This window comes from Mesorhizobium sp. B2-8-3 (genome assembly GCF_006440815.1).
Classification (GTDB): domain Bacteria; phylum Pseudomonadota; class Alphaproteobacteria; order Rhizobiales; family Rhizobiaceae; genus Mesorhizobium.
Window position 1 is genome coordinate 297284 of the sequence record NZ_VFTW01000001.1, and the last position, 17648, is coordinate 314931.

Genomic DNA, 17648 nt, shown 5'->3' on the forward strand with positions numbered 1-17648 from the left:
CGTCCTATTTAACGCCGGCCTTCTCGGCGGCGTCGAGGAACGGCTTTCCTTTTTCGGCGGCGTTCTCCTTGTTGATCAGCACCGAAGGCACGAAAGTGAAGGGCGGCACCTTCTGGCCAGCCAAGTATTTGGCGACGTTGTCGACCGAGGTCTTGCCGATCTCATAGGGCTGTTGCGCTGCCACCGCGCCGGCGGACGACTTCGGATCCATCACCATCTTGATGACTTCCGGGCTGCCGTCGATGCCATAGGTCTTGACTTCGTTGCGGCCGGCGGCCTCGACCGCCTGCGTGGCGCCGATCTGCGGCACGTCCCAGCAAGCCCAGACCGCGCCGATCGAGCCCTTCTCGGGCGACTTGGTCAGCATGTCGGTGACGTTGGAATAGGCGCTCTGCACCGTATTGGGGATAACGTCGCGCAGCTCGGGCTCGACGATCTTCACATCCGGGAACGAGGTCAGCACATATTTCAGCTGGTCGTAGCGGATCTTGCAGACCGGCACGCTGTAGAAGCCGTTGAAGACCAGCACATTGCCTTTGCCGCCCATGTCGGCGACCATCTGCAAGGCGATCTCGGCGCCGATATTGTAATTGTTGGAGGTGGTGTTGTTGATGGCGTGCGGGGTGGCGGTATCGACCGTGAACAGCGGGATGCCGGCATCGCGGATCTTCTGCAGCCACGGGTTCAGCACTTCGAGATTGCCGAGCTGCTCGATGATGGCGTCGGGCTTCTGGGCGATCAGCGTCTGCAGTTGCGCGATCTGCTGCTGGTCCTTGCGACCGGCGTCGAGCGCGATGACTTCGCCGCCGAGCTCCTTGACGCGGTCCTGGATGCCTTTGAAGGCCATCAGGTCCCAATAATGATCCGTGCCGATGGCCGAGACGCCGATGCGCTTGCCCTTGAGCGACAGCTCCTCGGCGGTTGCGCCCGAGACGGCGGCAAGGCTGTAAGCCACCGCCAATCCCAGGGCGAGTGCCTTGACGAGCCCTTTCATGGATCTGGTCATTTCATTTCCTCCCTTGTTAACCGCTCCGGCCTTCCGGAGGATTCTGCCTGATTGCCGCCGCTCAGGCGGCGGCCTCCTCGTCGCGCAGACCGTAGCTCGCCATGCGCTTGATGACGTTTTCGATCTCCTCGTCGGACAGCACCGGCGGCTCTCCGATCTGCAGGGCGCCGTGATACTGGCGCGCCAGCGTCTCGACCTCGACGGCAAGCCACATGGCCTGAGCGAGGCTCGATCCGACGGCGATCATGCCGTGCTGGGCAAGCAGGCAGGCCTTGCGGTCGCGCAGCGCCTCCACCGCATGCGCCGAAAGCTCGGCCGTGCCGAAGGTGGCGTAGGGCGCGCAGCGTATGTCGCTGCCGCCGGCGACCGCGACCATGTAATGGATCGCCGGTATTTTCCTGCCCATGATGGCGATCGTGGTGCAGTAGGTCGGATGGGCGTGGACGACGGCGTTGACCTCGGGCCGCGCCTTCATGATGTCGAGATGGAAGCGCCATTCGCTGGATGGCGGCAGGCGCCCGTCGACCTCGCCGTTCCACCCCATGAAGACGATGTCCTCCGGCTGCAGCGTGTCATAGGGCGTGCTGGTCGGCGAGATCAACATGCCCTCGCCATGGCGCCGGCTGATGTTGCCGGATGTGCCCTGGTTGATGCCCAGCGCGTTCATCTGGATGCAGGCATCGATGATTGCCTGGCGCGCCTCGTGGTCCGAAAGGGTCATGCGATATACCAATCCTTGCGAGGCCAACTACCAGGCCGTGTAACCGCCATCGATCGACAGGATCGCGCCGGTGACGTAGCTCGAGGCCGGCGAGACCAGGAACAGGATCGCCGAGGCGATCTCCTGCGGCGTGCCCAAGCGCCCCATCGGCGTCATGTCGATCCAGGTGTTGAAGAGCTCGGGACGCTCGCGCATCTTCAGCGTCATCTCGGTGCCGACATAGCCCGGCGCCAGCGCGTTGACGCGCACGCCCGATTTCGCCCACTCGACCGCGAGCGCCTTGGTCATCATGTGCACGGCGCCCTTGCTTACCATATAGGACGGCGCCGTCTGCGGACGGTTGACGATCAGGCCCGACATCGAGCCCAGATTGACGATCGAACCCTTCTTGCGGGCGACCATCGAGCGGCCAAAAGCGCGCGAGGCCCAGTAGACGCCGTTGACGTTGACATCCATCACCAGGCGCCATTCCTCGTCAGGCGTGTCGAGCGCGGTGTTGAGGCGCGCGATGCCGGCGCTGTTGACCAGGATATCGACCTTGTCGAAGTCCGCGACGACTCGAGCGGCGATCGCCTCGACGGCTTGCGGATCGGTGACGTCGAGCACGCGGCCATCGACGCTTGCGACACCAGCGGCCCGCAATTCATCGGCAGCAGCCTTCAGCCCATTCGCATTCATGTCGATCAGGACGACACGTGCGCCGCAAGTCCCGAGCGCCTTGGCGGCTTCGAGACCGATCCCGCTGGCGCCGCCGGTGACGACGGCGACCTCGCCCGTCAGGTCGAATTGCGACCGGTAATCCATGCACGTCCTCCGTCAGGACAGGCTCGAGGACGGGCAAAACTCCGCCCTCACCGCCGAGGCAGCGCCGCAAGCCGACCGGTCCTGATAATGCCTCCGGGGTCAGGCTCCTCCCGACCCCATGACAGGGACGTTACAGAAGCTTTTTTCACCCGTCAATCTGGTTATAACCAGAAAACGGAATCTTTTTGGACGAGCTCGCCTCAAGTGCGATCGACGCCGTTCACGGTCGCCGAAGGCTGCTCGACCGCCATGTGGATGCGGGCGACGGAAGAGTTGTAGAAGGCCTCGTAATATTCGAGCGCGGCGCCGTCGGCGTCATAAGCGATCGACTCGATCTCGATCAGCGGCGTGTTGGCGGCGACGCCCATCTCATCGGCCTCTTCCTTGGTGGGAAGGGCGGCGCGCAGCCAGCGGTCGGCGCGCTTCACGGTCAGGCCGAAGACGGCGCGGATGGTGCCGAAGATCGACTGGTTTTCCGACAGGATGTTCTCCAGGCCCGGTACCCGATGTCCCGGCAGGCTGATGCGCGTCATGGTGATCGGCGCGCCGTCGGTCATGTAGACGCGGCTGATGCGGACCACGCTGCCATTGGCGGGAATGCCGAAAACCTTCGACTCCTTCTCGTTCGGCGGGCAGCGGTAGATCTCCAGCGTGCGGGTCGAGACCTTGTGGCCTTTGGCGGTCAGGTCGTCGAACACACCGAGATTGGCGGTCATGAAGTCGACATGCTCGCGGGGTGCCGCGACGAACATGCCCTTGCGCGGCATCTTGATGATGCGCCCTTCGTTGGAAAGCGAGCCGATCGCAGCGCGCACGACAGGGCGCGAGACGCCGAAGAAATCGCAAAGCGCCTGTTCGGAGGGAATGCGCGAATTGGCGGCCAGCAGGCCGGTGTTGATCGCTTCCTCGACCTGGTTGCGCAACTGCACCCAGAGGGGTGCGGCCTCGTCGCGGTTGAGCTTGACCTTGGAGCCGATCGAGCGGAAAGCCTCGGCCGCCTCGGCATCTTCCTGGTCGTAACGAGGACGCCCGCGCATTCTGGTTGCTTGTTCCATCATCGGTCTTCAGGCTGCGGGCAAACCGCCCGGTATGAATGTTTGCCGCGATTCAACGCGCAGCAGCGGCTCCTAACGGAGCCCGCCAGCCATTTTCTCGCTCTCCGGCAAGTTTCGCAACCATAGCATCGCGGCTGCTCCCAGCAGCGGTCCGGGAACCAACAGCAGGAAGGCCCAGCGCCAGCCGCCCATGAAGTCGGCGAAGCGCGGCGTCAGCCAGATGGCGAGCACCGTCAGCGCGAAACCGGCGCCCAGCTGCACCGAGAGCGCTGTGCCGACGAAGCGGCGGTCGGCAAGCTCGGTGACGGCTGCGGAGAACTGCGCCGAATCGCCGATCACCGAAACGCCCCAGACGATAGCCACCAGCATGAACAGCCAGAGCGGACCGGTGAACAGGAAGCCCATCAGCAATGCGCAGCCGCCCGACACGATCATCATGCCGGCGGTGGTCGCCGTGCGGCCGACGCGGTCCGAAAGATAGCCGCCGAGCAGGCAGCCGAGAATGCCGGACGCGACGACGAAGAAGGTCGAGAGTGAAGCGGCAACCGCCGTGCCGATCGCCTGCGCGTCGAACGCCGCCCGCGTATAGGCAAGCAGCCATGCCCACATGGCGTAGAGCTCCCACATGTGACCGAGATAGCCGAGATTGGCGAGCAGCAATGGCTTTTCGCGAAACACCTGGCCGATGCGCGAGGGCTCGAAGATAGCCTTGCCGAAGGGATAGGGGCCTTCCTTGGCGAACAGTAGGAACAGCAGCGCGCCTGCCGCAGTGGCCACGCTGGCGGCGGCGACCACCGGCCGCCAGTCGAGCGCGGTCGAGACGGCGCGGAAGAGATGCGGCAGCGCCGAGCCGATGGTGAGCGCGCCGATGACCGCGCCGAGCGCAAGGCCCCGGTCGCGCGTGAACCAGGTGGCGACCAGCTTCAGCGCCGGCGGGTAGACGCCGGCAAGCGCGGCGCCGGTGACGATGCGCGCGGCGATCACGCCGCCCGGCCCGGTATGAAGCAGCAGGCTGGCATTGGCGAGCGCGGCGACAAGGGCCGCGGCCGCCATCAGGCGGCCGAGCCGCACAAGATCGGGGAGGTTGACAAAGCTCGCCGCCAGCGCGCCGAGGACGAAACCGACCTGGACGCCATTGGTCAGCCAGGCCTCGGCGCTCGCGCCCAGTGCCAGCTCCCGCTTCAGTTCGGGAAGGATCGCGGTGGCCGAAAACCAGGTGGTCAGCGACAGGACGACCGCCAGGCAAAGCAGCGACAGCACCCGCCAGCGCTCGCTGTCGGCCGCCATGCCAAGCCGGCCATCGCCGACCGTGCTCATGCGCCTTGCAGCGGCACGGTGAAGACCGTCGCCGAGCCGGTGAGGCAGAGCTCGCCCTGGCCATTGCGCACGCTGGTCTCGATCTTGCAGATCGGCTTGTCGTGCCGCACTTCCTTGACCTCCACGCGTCCGGTGATCTCCTCGTCAACGCCGACGGCCTTGACGAACTTCCAGGCCACTTCGAGGAACACGGTTCCTGGGCCGGGCAGATCCTCAGCCACCAGCGCATTGAGAATACCAGACGTGACGCCGCCCTGGACGATCAGCTTGCCGAACACCGACTTCTCGGCCAGCGCGCGATCGTAATGCAGCGGATTGCGGTCGCCGGTGATGTCGGTGAAGGCCTCGATGTCGCTCATCTTCGTGCGGCGCGTGCGCTCGGCGAAGGCACCTACCTGCGGGCGGCCCTTCACGACACCCACCCAACCGTCTTTCGTCTCGGTGCTCATTGCGGCTTCTCCTCTGCTCCGGGTTCGACTGGTTTGAAGGCCGGCAGGACGCGGCCACCGATGGCTGTGGGCGCAAGCCGGAGCATGGCCCCGACCTGTCGCGGCCGTGTGCCGGGCAGGATGAAGCTCAGTATCGTCGGGCCTTCGGCCAACTCGACCAGACCGACCACGTAGGGTGCCGCCGGCAGCCAGCCGGGATGCCCTGGCTTGTGCACTTCCGAAAAGGATTTCAGCCGTCCCCTGCCCGATGCGTCCTTCCAAACCAGACGCCCGCCCCAGCAATGCGGGCAGATCGGGCGCGGATAGAAGACAGCCTTGCCGCAATCCTCGCAGTGCTGGATGGTCAGCCGGCCTTCGGCGGCGGCATCCCAGAACGGCTTGGTCAGCGCGGTGATCGTCGGGCCGGCGGTCTTGAGCGTGTTCAAATCGACAGACATCAGGCGGCTCCCAGCACGAGCGCTGTGGCTTCGCTCATCGTCGCGCCATTGCCGGTGACCAGCGCGAGCCCGGCCTCGCCGATCTGGCGTTCGCCCGCCTCGCCGCGCAGCTGGCGCGCCGCCTCGACGACATGGGTCATGCCGCCGGCGAGATCGGGCTGGCCGAAGCCAAGCTGGCCGCCATGCGTGTTCAGCGGCTTGTCACCCTTGTGGGAAAGGTCGTGGTCGCCGAGCCACGCGCCGAACTGGCCCGGCCCGCAGAGGCCGGCATCCTCGATCGTCGTCGCGACCATGTTCGTGTAGCAATCGTAGAGCGACAGAAGATGCATCTCGTCGGCATGCGTGCCGGACTGCGCGAAGGCCCGCGCCATGGCGCCCTTCAGCGGACCGGAGGTCAGGCTCGGCGCCTGGCTCACGGCGCGATGCGTGACCTTCTCGCCGGCGCCGAACAGATGCACGGGCAGCTTGCGCAACGACCGCGCGCGCTTGGCAGACGTGACGACGACCGCTTCACCGCCGGCGACCGGCATGACGATTTCGAGAAGATGCAGCGGCGAGGCGATCATCGGCGAGGCCAGCACCGCTTCCACATCGGCAGGCTTGCCGAAAAAGATGGCGTCGGGATTGAGCTGGGCGTTGGCGCGCGCCGCCGCGGCGATCATGGCGAAGTCCCGCGCGGTCGAGCCGTATTCCGCCATATGCGCCTGCATCAGCAGCGCGTAGGAGATGTTGGCGCCCGAGGCGCCGAAGGGCACGTCGAACTCGCGGATCGGATTGCGATTGGGCGAGCGGGGTGCTGCCTCCTCTCGGTTGTTGGCGAGCACGCACAGCACCGTCTCGCACATGCCGGCCTCGATCGCGGCCGCCGCGCGCCAGACCATGCCGGCGCCGGACGCGCCGCCGAGATCGACGACATTGGCCATGTTCGGCGCCAACCCCAGATATTCGGCGATGGTTGCCGGGACATGCTGCGGCGTCTCGCCGACCTGTGGCCCGACCAGCAGCCCGTCGATCGCGCCCGGCTCCAAGCCCGCATCGAGCACCGCCAGGCGCGAAACCTCGGCGATCATCTCCAGCGTCGTCACGCCGCGGGTCAGACGCTGCGGCTTCAACTCGCCGATGCCGACGATCGCTCCCTTCGACTGGATCATGCCGCCTTGCTCCGGTCGAGCGCGCGGTATTCCTCCAAGCAAGCCGGATTGGCGAGCGAAGCCATGTTCTTGACCGGCTGGCCTTCGAGCGTGGTGCGGGCGGCGCCCTCGACGCGCTTGCCGTTCAGCGTGTAAGGCACGGCCTGCACCGCGTGGATGCGATGCGGCACGTGGCGCGGCGACGCGCCTTCGCGGATCGCCCTGCGGATTTGCTCGGCAAGCTCGGAGGTCAGTTCAAAACCGTCATTGAGTTTGACGCAGAGCACGATTTCTTCGTCGCCCTCGACCGGCGCCCCAAAGACTAGGCAATCCTCGATCTCGGCGAAGTTCTCGCAGGCCGCGTAGATCTCGGCGGTGCCAATGCGCACGCCGCCGGGCTTCAGCGTCGTGTCGGAGCGGCCGTGGATGATCCCCGAGCCATAAGCCGTTATTTCGGCGACGTCGCCATGCGTCCAGATCTCGCGGCGGACGGCGAAGTAGGTGGCGTGATAGCGCGCGTCGCCGTCCTTGCCCCAGAAGGTCAGCGGCATGGACGGGAATGGCTCGGTGCAGACGAGATCGCCCTGCCGGCCGATGATCGGCGCGTTGCGCTCGTCCATCACGCCGACCGCGAGGCCGAGCCCTTTCACGGTCAACTCGCCACGCCGCACAGGATGTATCGGCGATCCGAGCAGAAAGCAGCCGATGATCTCGGTGCCGCCGGAGATGGAGGCGAAGATCATATCGCGCTTCACATGCTCGTAGACCCAGTCGAACTGTCCGGGCGAAACCGGCGCGCCGGCCGACAGCAGAGACCGCAGCGACAAGAGGTCGTGCAATCGCCCAGGCGCGTAATTTTCAACGGCGAGTGTCGCGAGATACTTCGGACTGGTGCCGAAATGCGTAACGTTGGCGCGCTCCGCCATTGTCCAGAGCGGACTGGGATCGAGGCCAGCGGGCGATTTCAGGATCGGCGCGCCGTCATAGAGCACTACCGTCGCCCCGCAGCCAAGGCCTGAGATCAGCCAGTGATACATCATCCAGGCGGTGTTGGTGTACCAGCTCATGACGTCGCCCGGACGGACGTCCCCGTGCAGCAGGTGCTCCTTCTGGTGCTGGAGCAGAACGCCGCCAGTACGATGGACGATCGCCTTCGGCGCACCAGTCGTGCCGGAGGTGTAGAGCACATAGGCCGGATGGTCGAAGGGCACACGCTCGAAGGTCAGCGGGCCGTCGCCGCCGAAATCGTCGAACGCAACGCAATCTGCCGCGCAGTCCGGCCTGAGGCCGGATTCGCCGGTCAGCACCAGCGTCGTCACCGTCGGCATCGCGGCGACGATCTCGGCCAATCTGCCGGAGATGTCGTGCTCCTTGCCCGCATAGCGATAGCGAGATGCTGCGAACAGCACCTTGACGCCGATCTGGCCAAGACGGTCGGCGATCGCGGTGGCGCCGAAATCCGGCGAGCAGGACGACCAGACGGCGCCGACGGAAAGCGTCGCCAGCAATGCGACGAGACCTTCAACGCGATTGGGCAGGATGCCGCCGACACAATCGCCCTTGGCGATACCGGCCGCGCGCAGGCCGTCGGCCATTCTAGCCACGAGCCGGCGCAATTCGGCAAGCGTGACGGTCCGGAAATGGCCGCTCTCGTCGGCCTCGATCACTGCGACCCTCTCGCCGTCGCCACACAGCAGGTTTTCGGCAAGATTGAGCGATGCCCCCGGCAGGAAGCGGCTCCCGGTCATCGGCGCATTGTCGTCGCGCAGGAAGGCGATCGCGCCGGACTCGCCGATGACCTCGGCGAAATCCCACACCGCGCGCCAGAACGCGCCAGGATCGCCGACCGACCAGCGATGCAGCGTCTCGTAGTGGCGCGGGTCGAAGCCGTTGGCTATCGAAAAGCGCGCAAGGTTGGACGATTGGAACGCGGCCGGCGCCGGCGTCCAAAGCACGGATGACATGGATTTCCTCCCGCAACGCAGGCCCGGCTCGACACCGCGGCCTTGCCTGCCGATGCGTTTCAGATTATTGGTTATAACCAGAATGTCAAGCTGCGATCGCGACCACGTGGACAGCGCTGGCGGAGGAGCAGACTATGGATGCCGTGCATATCGTTGCCGCGAAGCGGACTCCCATCGGCAAGCTGAACGGCGCGTTCGCCAGCCTTTCGGCGGCGGAGCTGGGGGCGCAGCTTATCCAGGCGATGCTGACGGCAACGCAGCTCGCGCCCGATGCCGTCAGCGAAGTGATCATGGGCCAGGTGCTGACCGGCGGCGCCGGGCAGAATCCGGCGCGACAGGCCGCGCTCAAGGCAGGCCTGCCGGTCAGCGTCCCCGCCATGACCGTCAACAAAGTCTGCGGCGCCGGCCAGAAGTCGATCCATCTCGCCGCGCAGGCCATTCGCTGCGGCGACGCCGATTGCGTGATCGCCGGCGGGCAGGATTCGATGACCTCGGCGCCGCATTTCATTCACGGCGCCCGCGCCGGCATCCGCATGGGCGACCGGACCGTCAAGGATTCGATGATCACCGACGGGCTGTGGGACGCCTTCCATCAGGTGCATATGGGCGTAACCGCCGAAGCGCTGGCGCAGCGCTACCAGATCACACGCGAGGAACAGGACCGCTTCGCGCTGCGCTCGCAGGAGAAGGCGGACGCCGCCATCCGGGCTGGCAGGTTCGACGACGAGATTGCGCGGGTGTCGATCAAGGCCAGGCAAGGTGACCTTGTCGTCGAGCGTGACGAGCATCCCAATCCTTCCACCACCATGGAAGGCCTCCGCCGGCTGAGACCGGTCTTCGATGTGGGGGGAACGATCACGGCAGGCAGCTCGTCAGGCCTCAACGACGGGGCAGCGGCGGTGCTGGTGATGTCGGAGGCGCGGATGAAGGAACTCGGCCTGACCCCCCTCGCCCGCATCGCGTCTTATGCTTGCGCCGGTGTCGAACCGATGGACATGGGCCTCGGACCGGTGGCGGCCTCGCGCCGCGCGCTCGACAAGGCCGGCTGGCGGGCGTCCGACCTCGACGTGATGGAGATCAACGAGGCCTTCGCCGCGCAGGCCATCGCGGTCAATCGTGAGATGGGCTGGGACGAGGACATTATCAACATTAACGGCGGCGCCATCGCGCTTGGACATCCGCTGGCCGGCTCCGGCTGCCGCATCGTGGTGACGCTACTGCACGAGATGGTCCGCCGCGACGCGAAAAAAGGATTGGCATCGCTCTGCATCGGCGGCGGACAAGGAGTGGCAATCTGCCTGGAGCGGTGAACCTGACACTCTGAGCAGTAATTGCCTGAGGGAATTGGGCAATGGGCTTGGCCACGACAGCTTTTGGTCAACGATTAGAGCGCAAGACTACGGCCAACATAGGCGTTGCCGCCGAAGCTCGTTGCCACATGCAGGGCAGCTTTCCCGGGGTGATCGCCCGAAACCTGCACCTCCGCTTCCCACCCCAAGACAAGCAACGTAGTCTCGGGAGCTGAAACGGTCATCCGCGCTGCGACGGATGACCGCCCAGCGTCAGATTTCGGTCCGCTCTGCCAAGAGCAGTGCGTCCTCCACGTCGACGCCAAGATATCGGACAGTATTCTCAATCTTGAGTGGCCGAGCAGGATCGGGATGGTGCGGATATTGCCCGTCGCCTTGTAGATCATCGAAGCCTTCGCGCCGAAGCGAATGAGTGCCGTACTCCTCTGGATGCAGACCGATCGCAGTCACCAATTCGTCACGAGACCGGCGTACTGCCTTGTTCTCATGTGGTGTGCGAGATCGACCCGGCTCGGGAAAGCATCGTCCTCGACCGTGCCACCACGCCGTTCCAGCCAATCCAGCAGGCTTGCTCTCGAGGTCCTGCCTCAAGCCATCCGGGATTTATGCGCTGGCCTGCTGCAGCCACCCGGTTCCTGACCGGATGGCTCGTCGCAAGGCGACGCGGACGTGTCTTAGGAACCGGAGACTTGAATAGGGGCCCCAGAGACCGGGTCGGCAACGCTCGCGAGAGCGGCAACCTTGTCGATCATTGCTAGAACCGCCTGCGGCTTGCTTTGATGCACCATATGTCCGGCATCCCGGACGATATCGACCAGCGAGTGGTCTATCTCGGCGTGCAGCCGTAGCGCCTCGGCCTTGGCATCAAACAGCTGATCACCTGCGCCGGCAATTATGCCGACAGGAATGGCGATGTCGGCATATCGACGATTGGGGAACAGAGCCGACGCCAGCATCAGGAAGGATTCCGCAGAGATGGACCGCAGTTGCGAGGGGCGGCTCGCCAGCCCGCTTGTCGTTGCCGCGAAAAGCGTCGCGACCCTTGCCGGGTGGAATATCTTCTCCATCGCCCAGCGCCAGTTCAGCCTGACCAGCGAAGGCAGTATGGCGTGACGCAATACCGTCCCGATCAGCGGGACCGCCGGCAGCGCGGAGATGGCTAGCGCCAGCCTTGGCGGCGGATAGTGATAGCCAGCGACAAGGACAACACCGGCGACGAATCGGGTGTGCCGACGTGCCATCTCGAGCGCCACGGCGGCTCCCCATGAATGCCCGACAACCACATAGCGCTCGACGCGGAGTTTTTCGGCCGCGGCCTGGATGAGATCGGCCTGGGCGCCGGCGGTCCAAAATCTGCCCACCGGGCGTGGGCTCAGCCCAAAGCCGGGTCTGTCAAAGGCAAGCACACGATACTTCGCAGCGGCTTTGTCGAAGATGCCGCTTGTCGTGAAGTCCTCCGCCGAAGCGCCGTTGCCGTGCAGGAGCAGCAACGGTTGCCCGTGGCCCGCTTCCAGGAAATGCAGCTTGGTTCCGCGGAGGTGGATGAAACGCCCGAGCGGGCGTCCGGCCAATGCCCGTCTCGCGAGAAGATTGTTGTAGAGCGCCAGCCCAGCCGTTGCCGCTGCAAGCAACAGGAGCAGGTTCCGCTTGGACCTTGTCGTCACGAGAGCAGTCGCGTCGCTGCTCGCGATCAGGCCGACCCTTTCTGAGGCAGCTCGGTCTCTTCGTCGACCTGATCCCGCAGCGCCTGTCGTCCGGACTTTCGATCTTCAGCCCCAGGCGAGCGCTTTTGCCGTTCCAACTCGCGGTCCACCGTCTTGCGCGATCCTTCCGCGGGGTCTTGCTCCGGCAATGTCTCTGTTTGCCGCTTCGCCTGATTATTGCTTGATTCCGATCCGACAGGATCGCTCTTTCCAGGGGACTTCATCATCGTATGCGTCTCTGTTCGTCGGAAGGGCTGCATGGCTGCCATGGACAAATCGGTGCCAAACCCTTGGCATCAGCCTTTGTTCCGCCGCTGCTGACCCTCACCGCAGGCCCTCGGCGTCGTCCGGCGCCTCGTGGTCGGGATCGGCAGCTTCCAAGGCATCGATAACCGGTGCCAGTGAATTCTCCTCATCGGAATTCGAGTCGGTCTTCGCATTTTCCGCGCCGGTTTTATCAAGCGCGCTTTGGATGGCTTCTTCGATGTTGCCGACCTCCTGCTCCCGCACTTCGCGACCGTAGCCGGCGGCGTCGGCGTCCTGCTCGAACTGCTGCGCCAGCATCGGAACGCTGACCGCGGTATCGGCGAGCAAATTACCGACATTCTCTTCCAGCCAGCTGCGCAGGAATTCCTTCGTCGCATTCATGGAGCATCTCCTCGCAGCGAGGATAACCGGACCGTGGCACTGAGGTTCCCGCTAATCCGAAACCGCGAGGAACGAACGGATCGATGGACGGTTGGGAACCCGAACATCCCGCGAAATTCCATGACTCGACGATGAACACGGTCAGCTTCTTCCTGGGTCGCCTGGAGACCGTGCGCCCAACGGACTTAACAAGTAAGCCTCCCCTGGCTTGGCGACGCGTGGGGAGGCACTACACCTCCCGCCGCCAGCCGCTTTTGCGGGAACCCGCATTGCCCTCAGCCGTTCGCACGCATGGCGACATTGCAGCTTCGAGAAGCGCTGACCAAGGTCGGCACGTTGACGTCCCGGCCAGCGGCATTTTTGATTCTGGGCGGTTATACTGTTTGTTGGCTTGTCCTTGAACGGGAAACGCTTGACTGGCACGGCGCGGCGACGCTGATCACGTGGGCAATGACGCTGCTTATCCAAAGGGCCGAGCATCGCGACACTCAAGCCCTCCAAGCGAAACTCGATGAGCTGATCAAGGCGAACGATGAGGCTCGCAACGAGATCGCCGAAGTGGACGACAAAGAGCCGGAAGAAATCGAGGAAATGCGAGGCTCCGGCGAACGAAGCTGACAAACCGTCGAGCCGCGCGGGCACCCTGCCGAGCCCCCCCGGGCCGAAAGCAATTTCATCAACAAGATCAACGGTTGCAGTGGGCCCGGAGGGTGCTAAAGAAAATCAACGGGTTAGCGGATGGTTAGCCAACCCATACCCTTCGTATGATCTCGTATGGTCCGGCGAACCAAGGTAGCCGCTGTCGGCTCCTTGCCTGCCCGGAAGCTCAATTGTTCGTTCGATTTGGAGGATCTTATGAACGATCGGATGTTCGACAGCCCTGTTTTCGTAAAAAGTGAAAACAGCCTCATCCAAGAGATCGCGTGTCTCGAAGACGCTTTGGAATTCTTGTATGAATGGCCAAAGCATAAACGCGGTCCGATCTACGACACCGCCCTTCGCGCTCGCCAGCGGGCCTTCGACAGTGATTACCCGCTGACGTCGGCGCAGTCCGCGTTTTCCGGCTTTGCCAGGTCTGCTAAATCGTCGAGGACGTGAGTGCTCCGCCGCCTTGGATGACGGGCACGAGCGGCCGCGGTGGTGGATTGACAGCCTGAGGGCATCGGGGATGTAACGGAGCTCGCGATGCTTTCCAAACCTTTCGAAAAACCAGTCCGCGTGTGGGTCGGGTTGGGCTTCCCGCGTCAACTCAATACGGTGGTCCAGGCCTACCAATTCGCGGTTGACTGGTGCGGCAACAGCCCGGAGCAGAGGGCAGCCATTCGGGCTTGCAAGGCCGTCTTGGCCGGAGACATCGACGCGGAGACGGCGAGGAGCATTTTTGTGGGCCTTCGCGCGTCGGAAAGACATTTTCGTTGAAGACCGGGACCTCCCGTTATCGGAAACGGCCGCCCCACTCACGCCTATGCCGGCGGAGCGCCTGACGGCAGTTCGGCGCTCTGCATTCCGCCGCCCTTTCATGAGCTCAGATAGATGACGACATCCGATACCGGGATCCCCAAACATGAGGTCAATGCCGCCCATTATGATAGTGATTGCCAAGATGCCCTCGCATCGCGCCTCGACGAAACTAATCGAAATGGCTGAGAGGGCCGGCTGGAATAGAAACAGGGTGGCTTCGGCGCTGATGTATTTGGCTGCAAGGAGGCTTAATAGCGATAGCGCGTCGCGGTAGCGGTATCCCTCGGCCATCCTTTTTCAAATCGCGAGAACGGCACCAGCGGCCACGGGCCGGCAATTCGCCATGGTCATCAAGGCGAATTGCTGGCGAGAGGTTTTGGGCCTCGTCGAGGGCGGAACGTCGTCGGCGGGAACCTTTTTTTCCCCAATGGGTTAATCTGCTGTCGTTAACTTATGTTAGGAAGAGGCAGTGGCACGGAAGGTTGATGAAGTGCTCAGTCCGGAAGAGTTGTCTTCCGACACCACAAAAGTGGAGCGCGAAATAGCCGTGGCTTTGGATGCGTTGGCACACCAAGAAGCGCCTTCTCGAATGCTGGAACTGGCGCGAAAGCTGGACGCTGCGATCACGTTGCGTGCGCGCAAGGCCCGTCCGAATCGACGGCCAGTGACGACGTTCTGATCGCGCCGCCTCCGGAACAATCATGGCCGGAATTGTTCGCCTGTGAAACCTTCCATGGGCAATCGGATGAAGAGCTAATTCAAAGGCCGAGTTCCTGCAGCGCTGGTGGCGCCGAAATCTCTTACCTGGCACCGAGAGAGGGTGCCGGCTCGCGCATCCTCTCGGACAACCCGGGCCGTCCCCAAGCCAGCGGAGCAGAGGAAGGATCGGACGCTGTTCCAAGCTAGCTCACGCCACGGCATGCCTCGCTAAACCGGCTGGAACATTCGCCCATATTGCTCGTTCGGCAACATCATTTCAGCGAGCACAAGGGACACCGACAATGCCGAAGAAAGCTTCCCCGGCCGACGCTACGACCGTGGCTGAGATTCATGACCAGGAACTTGTCCGCGGCAATGGCGGCGAACTGCATCAGGTGGCCGAAGGCGAGGTCGAGGTGCAGACGACGGCGCTTGGTACGCCGATCGCGGATGACCACAACACGTTGAAGATCGGCGAACGTGGTCCCACGCTGATCGAGGATTTTCATTTCCGCGAAAAGATCTTCCACTTCGATCATGAGCGCATCCCCGAACGCGTGGTCCACGCGCGTGGCTACGGCGCCCATGGCTTCTTCGAGACGTATGAGTCACTCGCCCAGTATACGAAAGCCGATATCTTCCAGCGGGCCGGCGAAAAGACACCAGCCTTCGTTCGTTTCTCGACCGTCGCCGGCAGCAAAGGGTCTTTTGATCTGGCGCGGGATGTCCGGGGCTTCGCCGTGAAGCTCTACACCAAGGAGGGGAACTGGGATCTGGTCGGCAACAACATCCCGGTCTTCTTCATCCAGGATGCGGTCAGGTTTCCGGATATGGTCCATGCCGTGAAAGAGGAACCAGACAGGGCGTTCCCGCAGGCCCAATCCGCGCACGACAATTTCTGGGATTTTATCTCGCTGACTCCGGAATCGATGCACATGATCATGTGGATCATGTCCGACCGCGCCATTCCGCGGTCCTTCCGGTTCATGCAGGGCTTTGGCGTGCACACGTTCCGTCTGGTTAACGCCAAGGATGAATCGACCTTCGTGAAATTCATCTGGAAGCCGAAACTCGGCATGCAGTCGGTGGTCTGGAACGAGGCCGTGAAGATCAACGGCGCCGATCCCGATTTTCACCGTCGCGACCTCTGGAACGCCATCCGGTCCGGCGATTTTCCGGAATGGGAGCTCTGCGTGCAGCTCTTCGACCAGGATTTCGCCGAGAGTTTCGACTTCGATATCCTCGATCCGACCAAGATCATTCCAGAGGAGGTCATCGAGCCGCTGCCGGTCGGCCGCCTTGTTCTCGATCGCATGCCGGAGAATTTCTTCGCCGAAACCGAGCAGGTCGCCTTCATGACGCAGAACGTGCCGCCGGGCATCGATTTTTCCAACGATCCGCTGCTGCAGGGACGCAACTTCTCCTACCTCGATACGCAGCTCAAGCGTCTGGGCAGCCCCAACTTCACCCACCTTCCCATCAACGCGCCGAAATGCCCGTTCCATCATTTCCAGCAGGACGGCCACATGGCGATGCGCAACCCGGCTGGCCGCGCCAACTATCAGCCGAATTCCTGGGGCGAGGGGCCGCGCGAGGCGCCTGAGCGGGGCTTCCGCTCCTTTGCCGATGCGGAGGAGGGACAGAAGGTCCGGCTGCGGGCGGAGAGCTTCGCCGATCACTACAGCCAGGCCCGGCAATTCTTCCTCAGTCAGACCGAGCCTGAGCAGCGTCACATCGCGATGGCTTTGACGTTCGAACTGAGCAAGGTCGAGACGCCAGTCATCCGCGAGCGGATGATCTCCCATCTGCTCAACATCGACGAGACGCTGGCGGTCACTGTCGCCGACAAGCTCGGCATCAAGACGATGCCTCCCGCGGCCGATGCCGCCGTGCCGACTCGCGATGATCTCGAGCCGTCGCCCGCACTCAGTATCATCAATAACGGGCCGGACAGCTTCAAGGGCCGTAAGATGGGCGTGCTCGTCAGCGACGGCATCGATTCCGTCCTTCTGCAAGCGGTGCGGGATGCGGCGCACGCGGAGGGCGCCAAGGTGGAAATCGTGGCGCGCAAGGTGGGGGGTGTCGAGGCCGGGGATGGCAGCTGGATCGAAGCCAACCACATGATCGACGGCGGACCGTCGGTTCTCTTCGACGCGGTCGTGCTGCTCGTATCTGAGGAAGGCGCCGAGATGCTGTCCAGAGATGCTGCCGCAAAGGACTTCGTGTCTGACGCCTTCGCCCATCTGAAGTTCATCGGCTTCGTCGCGGAGGCCGGACCTCTGCTGGCAAGCGCCGGGGTAGCGACCGATGCGGACGAGGGGCTCATCGAGCTTAATGGCAGCGGTTCCGCGCGCTCGTTCGTCGAGGCTTGCCGCAGCTTGCGGCTATGGGCGAGGGAAGGTGCCGTGAAACTCTGATGTGTTCATCCGACCAATAGAAATACAGGACTTTGCCGGAACATTTCGAGCGCATGCCGGTTCGAGAGAAGATCGCCCTCCCTCCAGCGATCCGGGGTCCCATCAAGGCCCATGAGGGCCCGTTGCCGCATGCAGCATCGGGCCCTTCTTCGTCTGCGGATATTCGGTTGCGGCGAATCTCGCGAAACCGGGCGCGGCGGGAACAAGCGGGATGTCTTCCGGGTTCTTTCGAGAGAGGAAACCGTCGACAGGAGGCCGCAATGAGCGAGGCTATGACGACCTCAAATCACGAAGTGATCCGAGCATGGATCGAGGCGCGCGAGGGCAGGCCAGCCATCGTCGCGGCGCCGGGGAAGGCCGCGATGCTGCGGGTCGATTTCGGCGGAGGCGATGAAGATCTGAAGCCGATCGAATGGGAAGATTTCTTCAAAGTGCTGGACGACAACAACTTAATGTTCGTTCACCAGGACATGACCTCGGAGGGCAGCACCAGCCGCTTCAACAAATTCGTCCCGCGAGAGTAGCGA

The 17648-nt window shown here is 63.6% G+C and carries 19 protein-coding genes and 1 pseudogene; 7 read left to right on the forward strand and 13 right to left on the reverse strand.

Annotated features, from left to right (window positions below; genetic code table 11):
- Nucleotides 1-4: 4 nt before the first annotated feature.
- The 9 genes from FJ418_RS01580 to FJ418_RS01620 all read right to left on the reverse strand — a co-directional run bounded on the left by FJ418_RS01580 (nucleotide 5) and on the right by FJ418_RS01620 (nucleotide 8883).
- On the reverse strand, nucleotides 5-1006 hold the full coding sequence (locus FJ418_RS01580; protein ID WP_210239900.1) for a sugar ABC transporter substrate-binding protein: 1002 nt from the start codon (nucleotides 1004-1006) through the stop codon (nucleotides 5-7).
- A 61-nt stretch (nucleotides 1007-1067) separates the two neighbouring features.
- Nucleotides 1068-1727, reverse strand: a complete 660-nt coding sequence (locus tag FJ418_RS01585) for an L-fuculose-phosphate aldolase (protein ID WP_140863264.1) — start codon at nucleotides 1725-1727, stop codon at nucleotides 1068-1070.
- 27 nt (nucleotides 1728-1754) lie between these two features.
- On the reverse strand, nucleotides 1755-2531 hold the full coding sequence (locus FJ418_RS01590; protein ID WP_140863266.1) for an SDR family oxidoreductase: 777 nt from the start codon (nucleotides 2529-2531) through the stop codon (nucleotides 1755-1757).
- 200 nt (nucleotides 2532-2731) lie between these two features.
- Entirely contained in the window at nucleotides 2732-3568 is an 837-nt protein-coding gene (locus FJ418_RS01595; protein WP_140784815.1) for a GntR family transcriptional regulator, read from the reverse strand.
- A gap of 90 nt (nucleotides 3569-3658) precedes the next feature.
- The gene (locus FJ418_RS01600) at nucleotides 3659-4903 is read right to left on the reverse strand and encodes an MFS transporter (RefSeq protein ID WP_140858348.1); all 1245 of its coding nucleotides are present in this window, start codon (nucleotides 4901-4903) and stop codon (nucleotides 3659-3661) included.
- A complete protein-coding gene (locus FJ418_RS01605) occupies nucleotides 4900-5352 on the reverse strand; it encodes a MaoC family dehydratase (RefSeq protein ID WP_140858350.1) in 453 nt (150 codons plus the stop codon). Before FJ418_RS01605 ends, FJ418_RS01600 begins: the two co-directional genes overlap by 4 nt.
- Nucleotides 5349-5789, reverse strand: a complete 441-nt coding sequence (locus tag FJ418_RS01610) for a zinc ribbon domain-containing protein (RefSeq protein WP_140863268.1) — start codon at nucleotides 5787-5789, stop codon at nucleotides 5349-5351. Before FJ418_RS01610 ends, FJ418_RS01605 begins: the two co-directional genes overlap by 4 nt.
- Nucleotides 5789-6940 carry a thiolase family protein gene (locus FJ418_RS01615; protein WP_140863270.1) on the reverse strand — a complete coding sequence of 384 codons (1152 nt, stop codon included), beginning with the start codon at nucleotides 6938-6940 and terminating at the stop codon, nucleotides 5789-5791. The genes FJ418_RS01610 and FJ418_RS01615 overlap by 1 nt, the downstream gene beginning before the upstream one ends.
- Nucleotides 6937-8883 (reverse strand): acetoacetate--CoA ligase, encoded by a 1947-nt coding sequence (locus FJ418_RS01620; RefSeq protein ID WP_140858355.1) that lies wholly within the window; start codon nucleotides 8881-8883, stop codon nucleotides 6937-6939. The genes FJ418_RS01615 and FJ418_RS01620 overlap by 4 nt, the downstream gene beginning before the upstream one ends.
- 134 nt (nucleotides 8884-9017) lie before the next feature.
- Here FJ418_RS01620 and FJ418_RS01625 point away from each other — a divergent pair, with 134 nt between their 5' ends.
- Nucleotides 9018-10193 carry an acetyl-CoA C-acetyltransferase gene (locus tag FJ418_RS01625; protein ID WP_140858357.1) on the forward strand — a complete coding sequence of 392 codons (1176 nt, stop codon included), beginning with the start codon at nucleotides 9018-9020 and terminating at the stop codon, nucleotides 10191-10193.
- Nucleotides 10194-10445: 252 nt separating this feature from the next.
- Here the strand turns inward: FJ418_RS01625 and FJ418_RS32260 are convergent.
- From FJ418_RS32260 to FJ418_RS01645, 4 genes and pseudogenes are all read right to left on the reverse strand, one after another.
- Nucleotides 10446-10771: pseudogene (locus FJ418_RS32260) on the reverse strand (tyrosine-type recombinase/integrase); the annotation flags it as partial.
- 96 nt (nucleotides 10772-10867) lie between these two features.
- Complete coding sequence (locus tag FJ418_RS01635) at nucleotides 10868-11824, reverse strand: alpha/beta hydrolase (RefSeq protein ID WP_246682869.1); 957 nt, start codon at nucleotides 11822-11824, stop codon at nucleotides 10868-10870.
- Nucleotides 11825-11883: 59 nt separating this feature from the next.
- Entirely contained in the window at nucleotides 11884-12165 is a 282-nt protein-coding gene (locus FJ418_RS01640; protein WP_140858361.1) for a hypothetical protein, read from the reverse strand.
- A 55-nt stretch (nucleotides 12166-12220) separates the two neighbouring features.
- The gene (locus FJ418_RS01645; RefSeq protein WP_140863273.1) at nucleotides 12221-12544 is read right to left on the reverse strand and encodes a DUF768 domain-containing protein; all 324 of its coding nucleotides are present in this window, start codon (nucleotides 12542-12544) and stop codon (nucleotides 12221-12223) included.
- 291 nt (nucleotides 12545-12835) lie between these two features.
- On the opposite strand from FJ418_RS01645, the gene FJ418_RS01650 reads away from it, so the two are divergent.
- From FJ418_RS01650 to FJ418_RS01675, 6 genes are all read left to right on the forward strand, one after another.
- Entirely contained in the window at nucleotides 12836-13162 is a 327-nt protein-coding gene (locus FJ418_RS01650; protein ID WP_140863275.1) for a low affinity iron permease family protein, read from the forward strand.
- A 237-nt stretch (nucleotides 13163-13399) separates the two neighbouring features.
- A complete protein-coding gene (locus FJ418_RS01655; RefSeq protein ID WP_348643070.1) occupies nucleotides 13400-13642 on the forward strand; it encodes a DUF982 domain-containing protein in 243 nt (80 codons plus the stop codon).
- A gap of 87 nt (nucleotides 13643-13729) precedes the next feature.
- Nucleotides 13730-13963, forward strand: coding sequence for a DUF982 domain-containing protein (locus tag FJ418_RS01660; protein ID WP_246682871.1), 234 nt, complete (start codon nucleotides 13730-13732; stop codon nucleotides 13961-13963).
- A gap of 511 nt (nucleotides 13964-14474) precedes the next feature.
- Entirely contained in the window at nucleotides 14475-14684 is a 210-nt protein-coding gene (locus tag FJ418_RS01665; protein WP_140784807.1) for a hypothetical protein, read from the forward strand.
- A 322-nt stretch (nucleotides 14685-15006) separates the two neighbouring features.
- On the forward strand, nucleotides 15007-17121 hold the full coding sequence (locus FJ418_RS01670) for a catalase (RefSeq protein ID WP_140863277.1): 2115 nt from the start codon (nucleotides 15007-15009) through the stop codon (nucleotides 17119-17121).
- A 260-nt stretch (nucleotides 17122-17381) separates the two neighbouring features.
- Nucleotides 17382-17645 (forward strand): hypothetical protein, encoded by a 264-nt coding sequence (locus FJ418_RS01675; protein ID WP_140784805.1) that lies wholly within the window; start codon nucleotides 17382-17384, stop codon nucleotides 17643-17645.
- Nucleotides 17646-17648 lie beyond the last annotated feature (3 nt).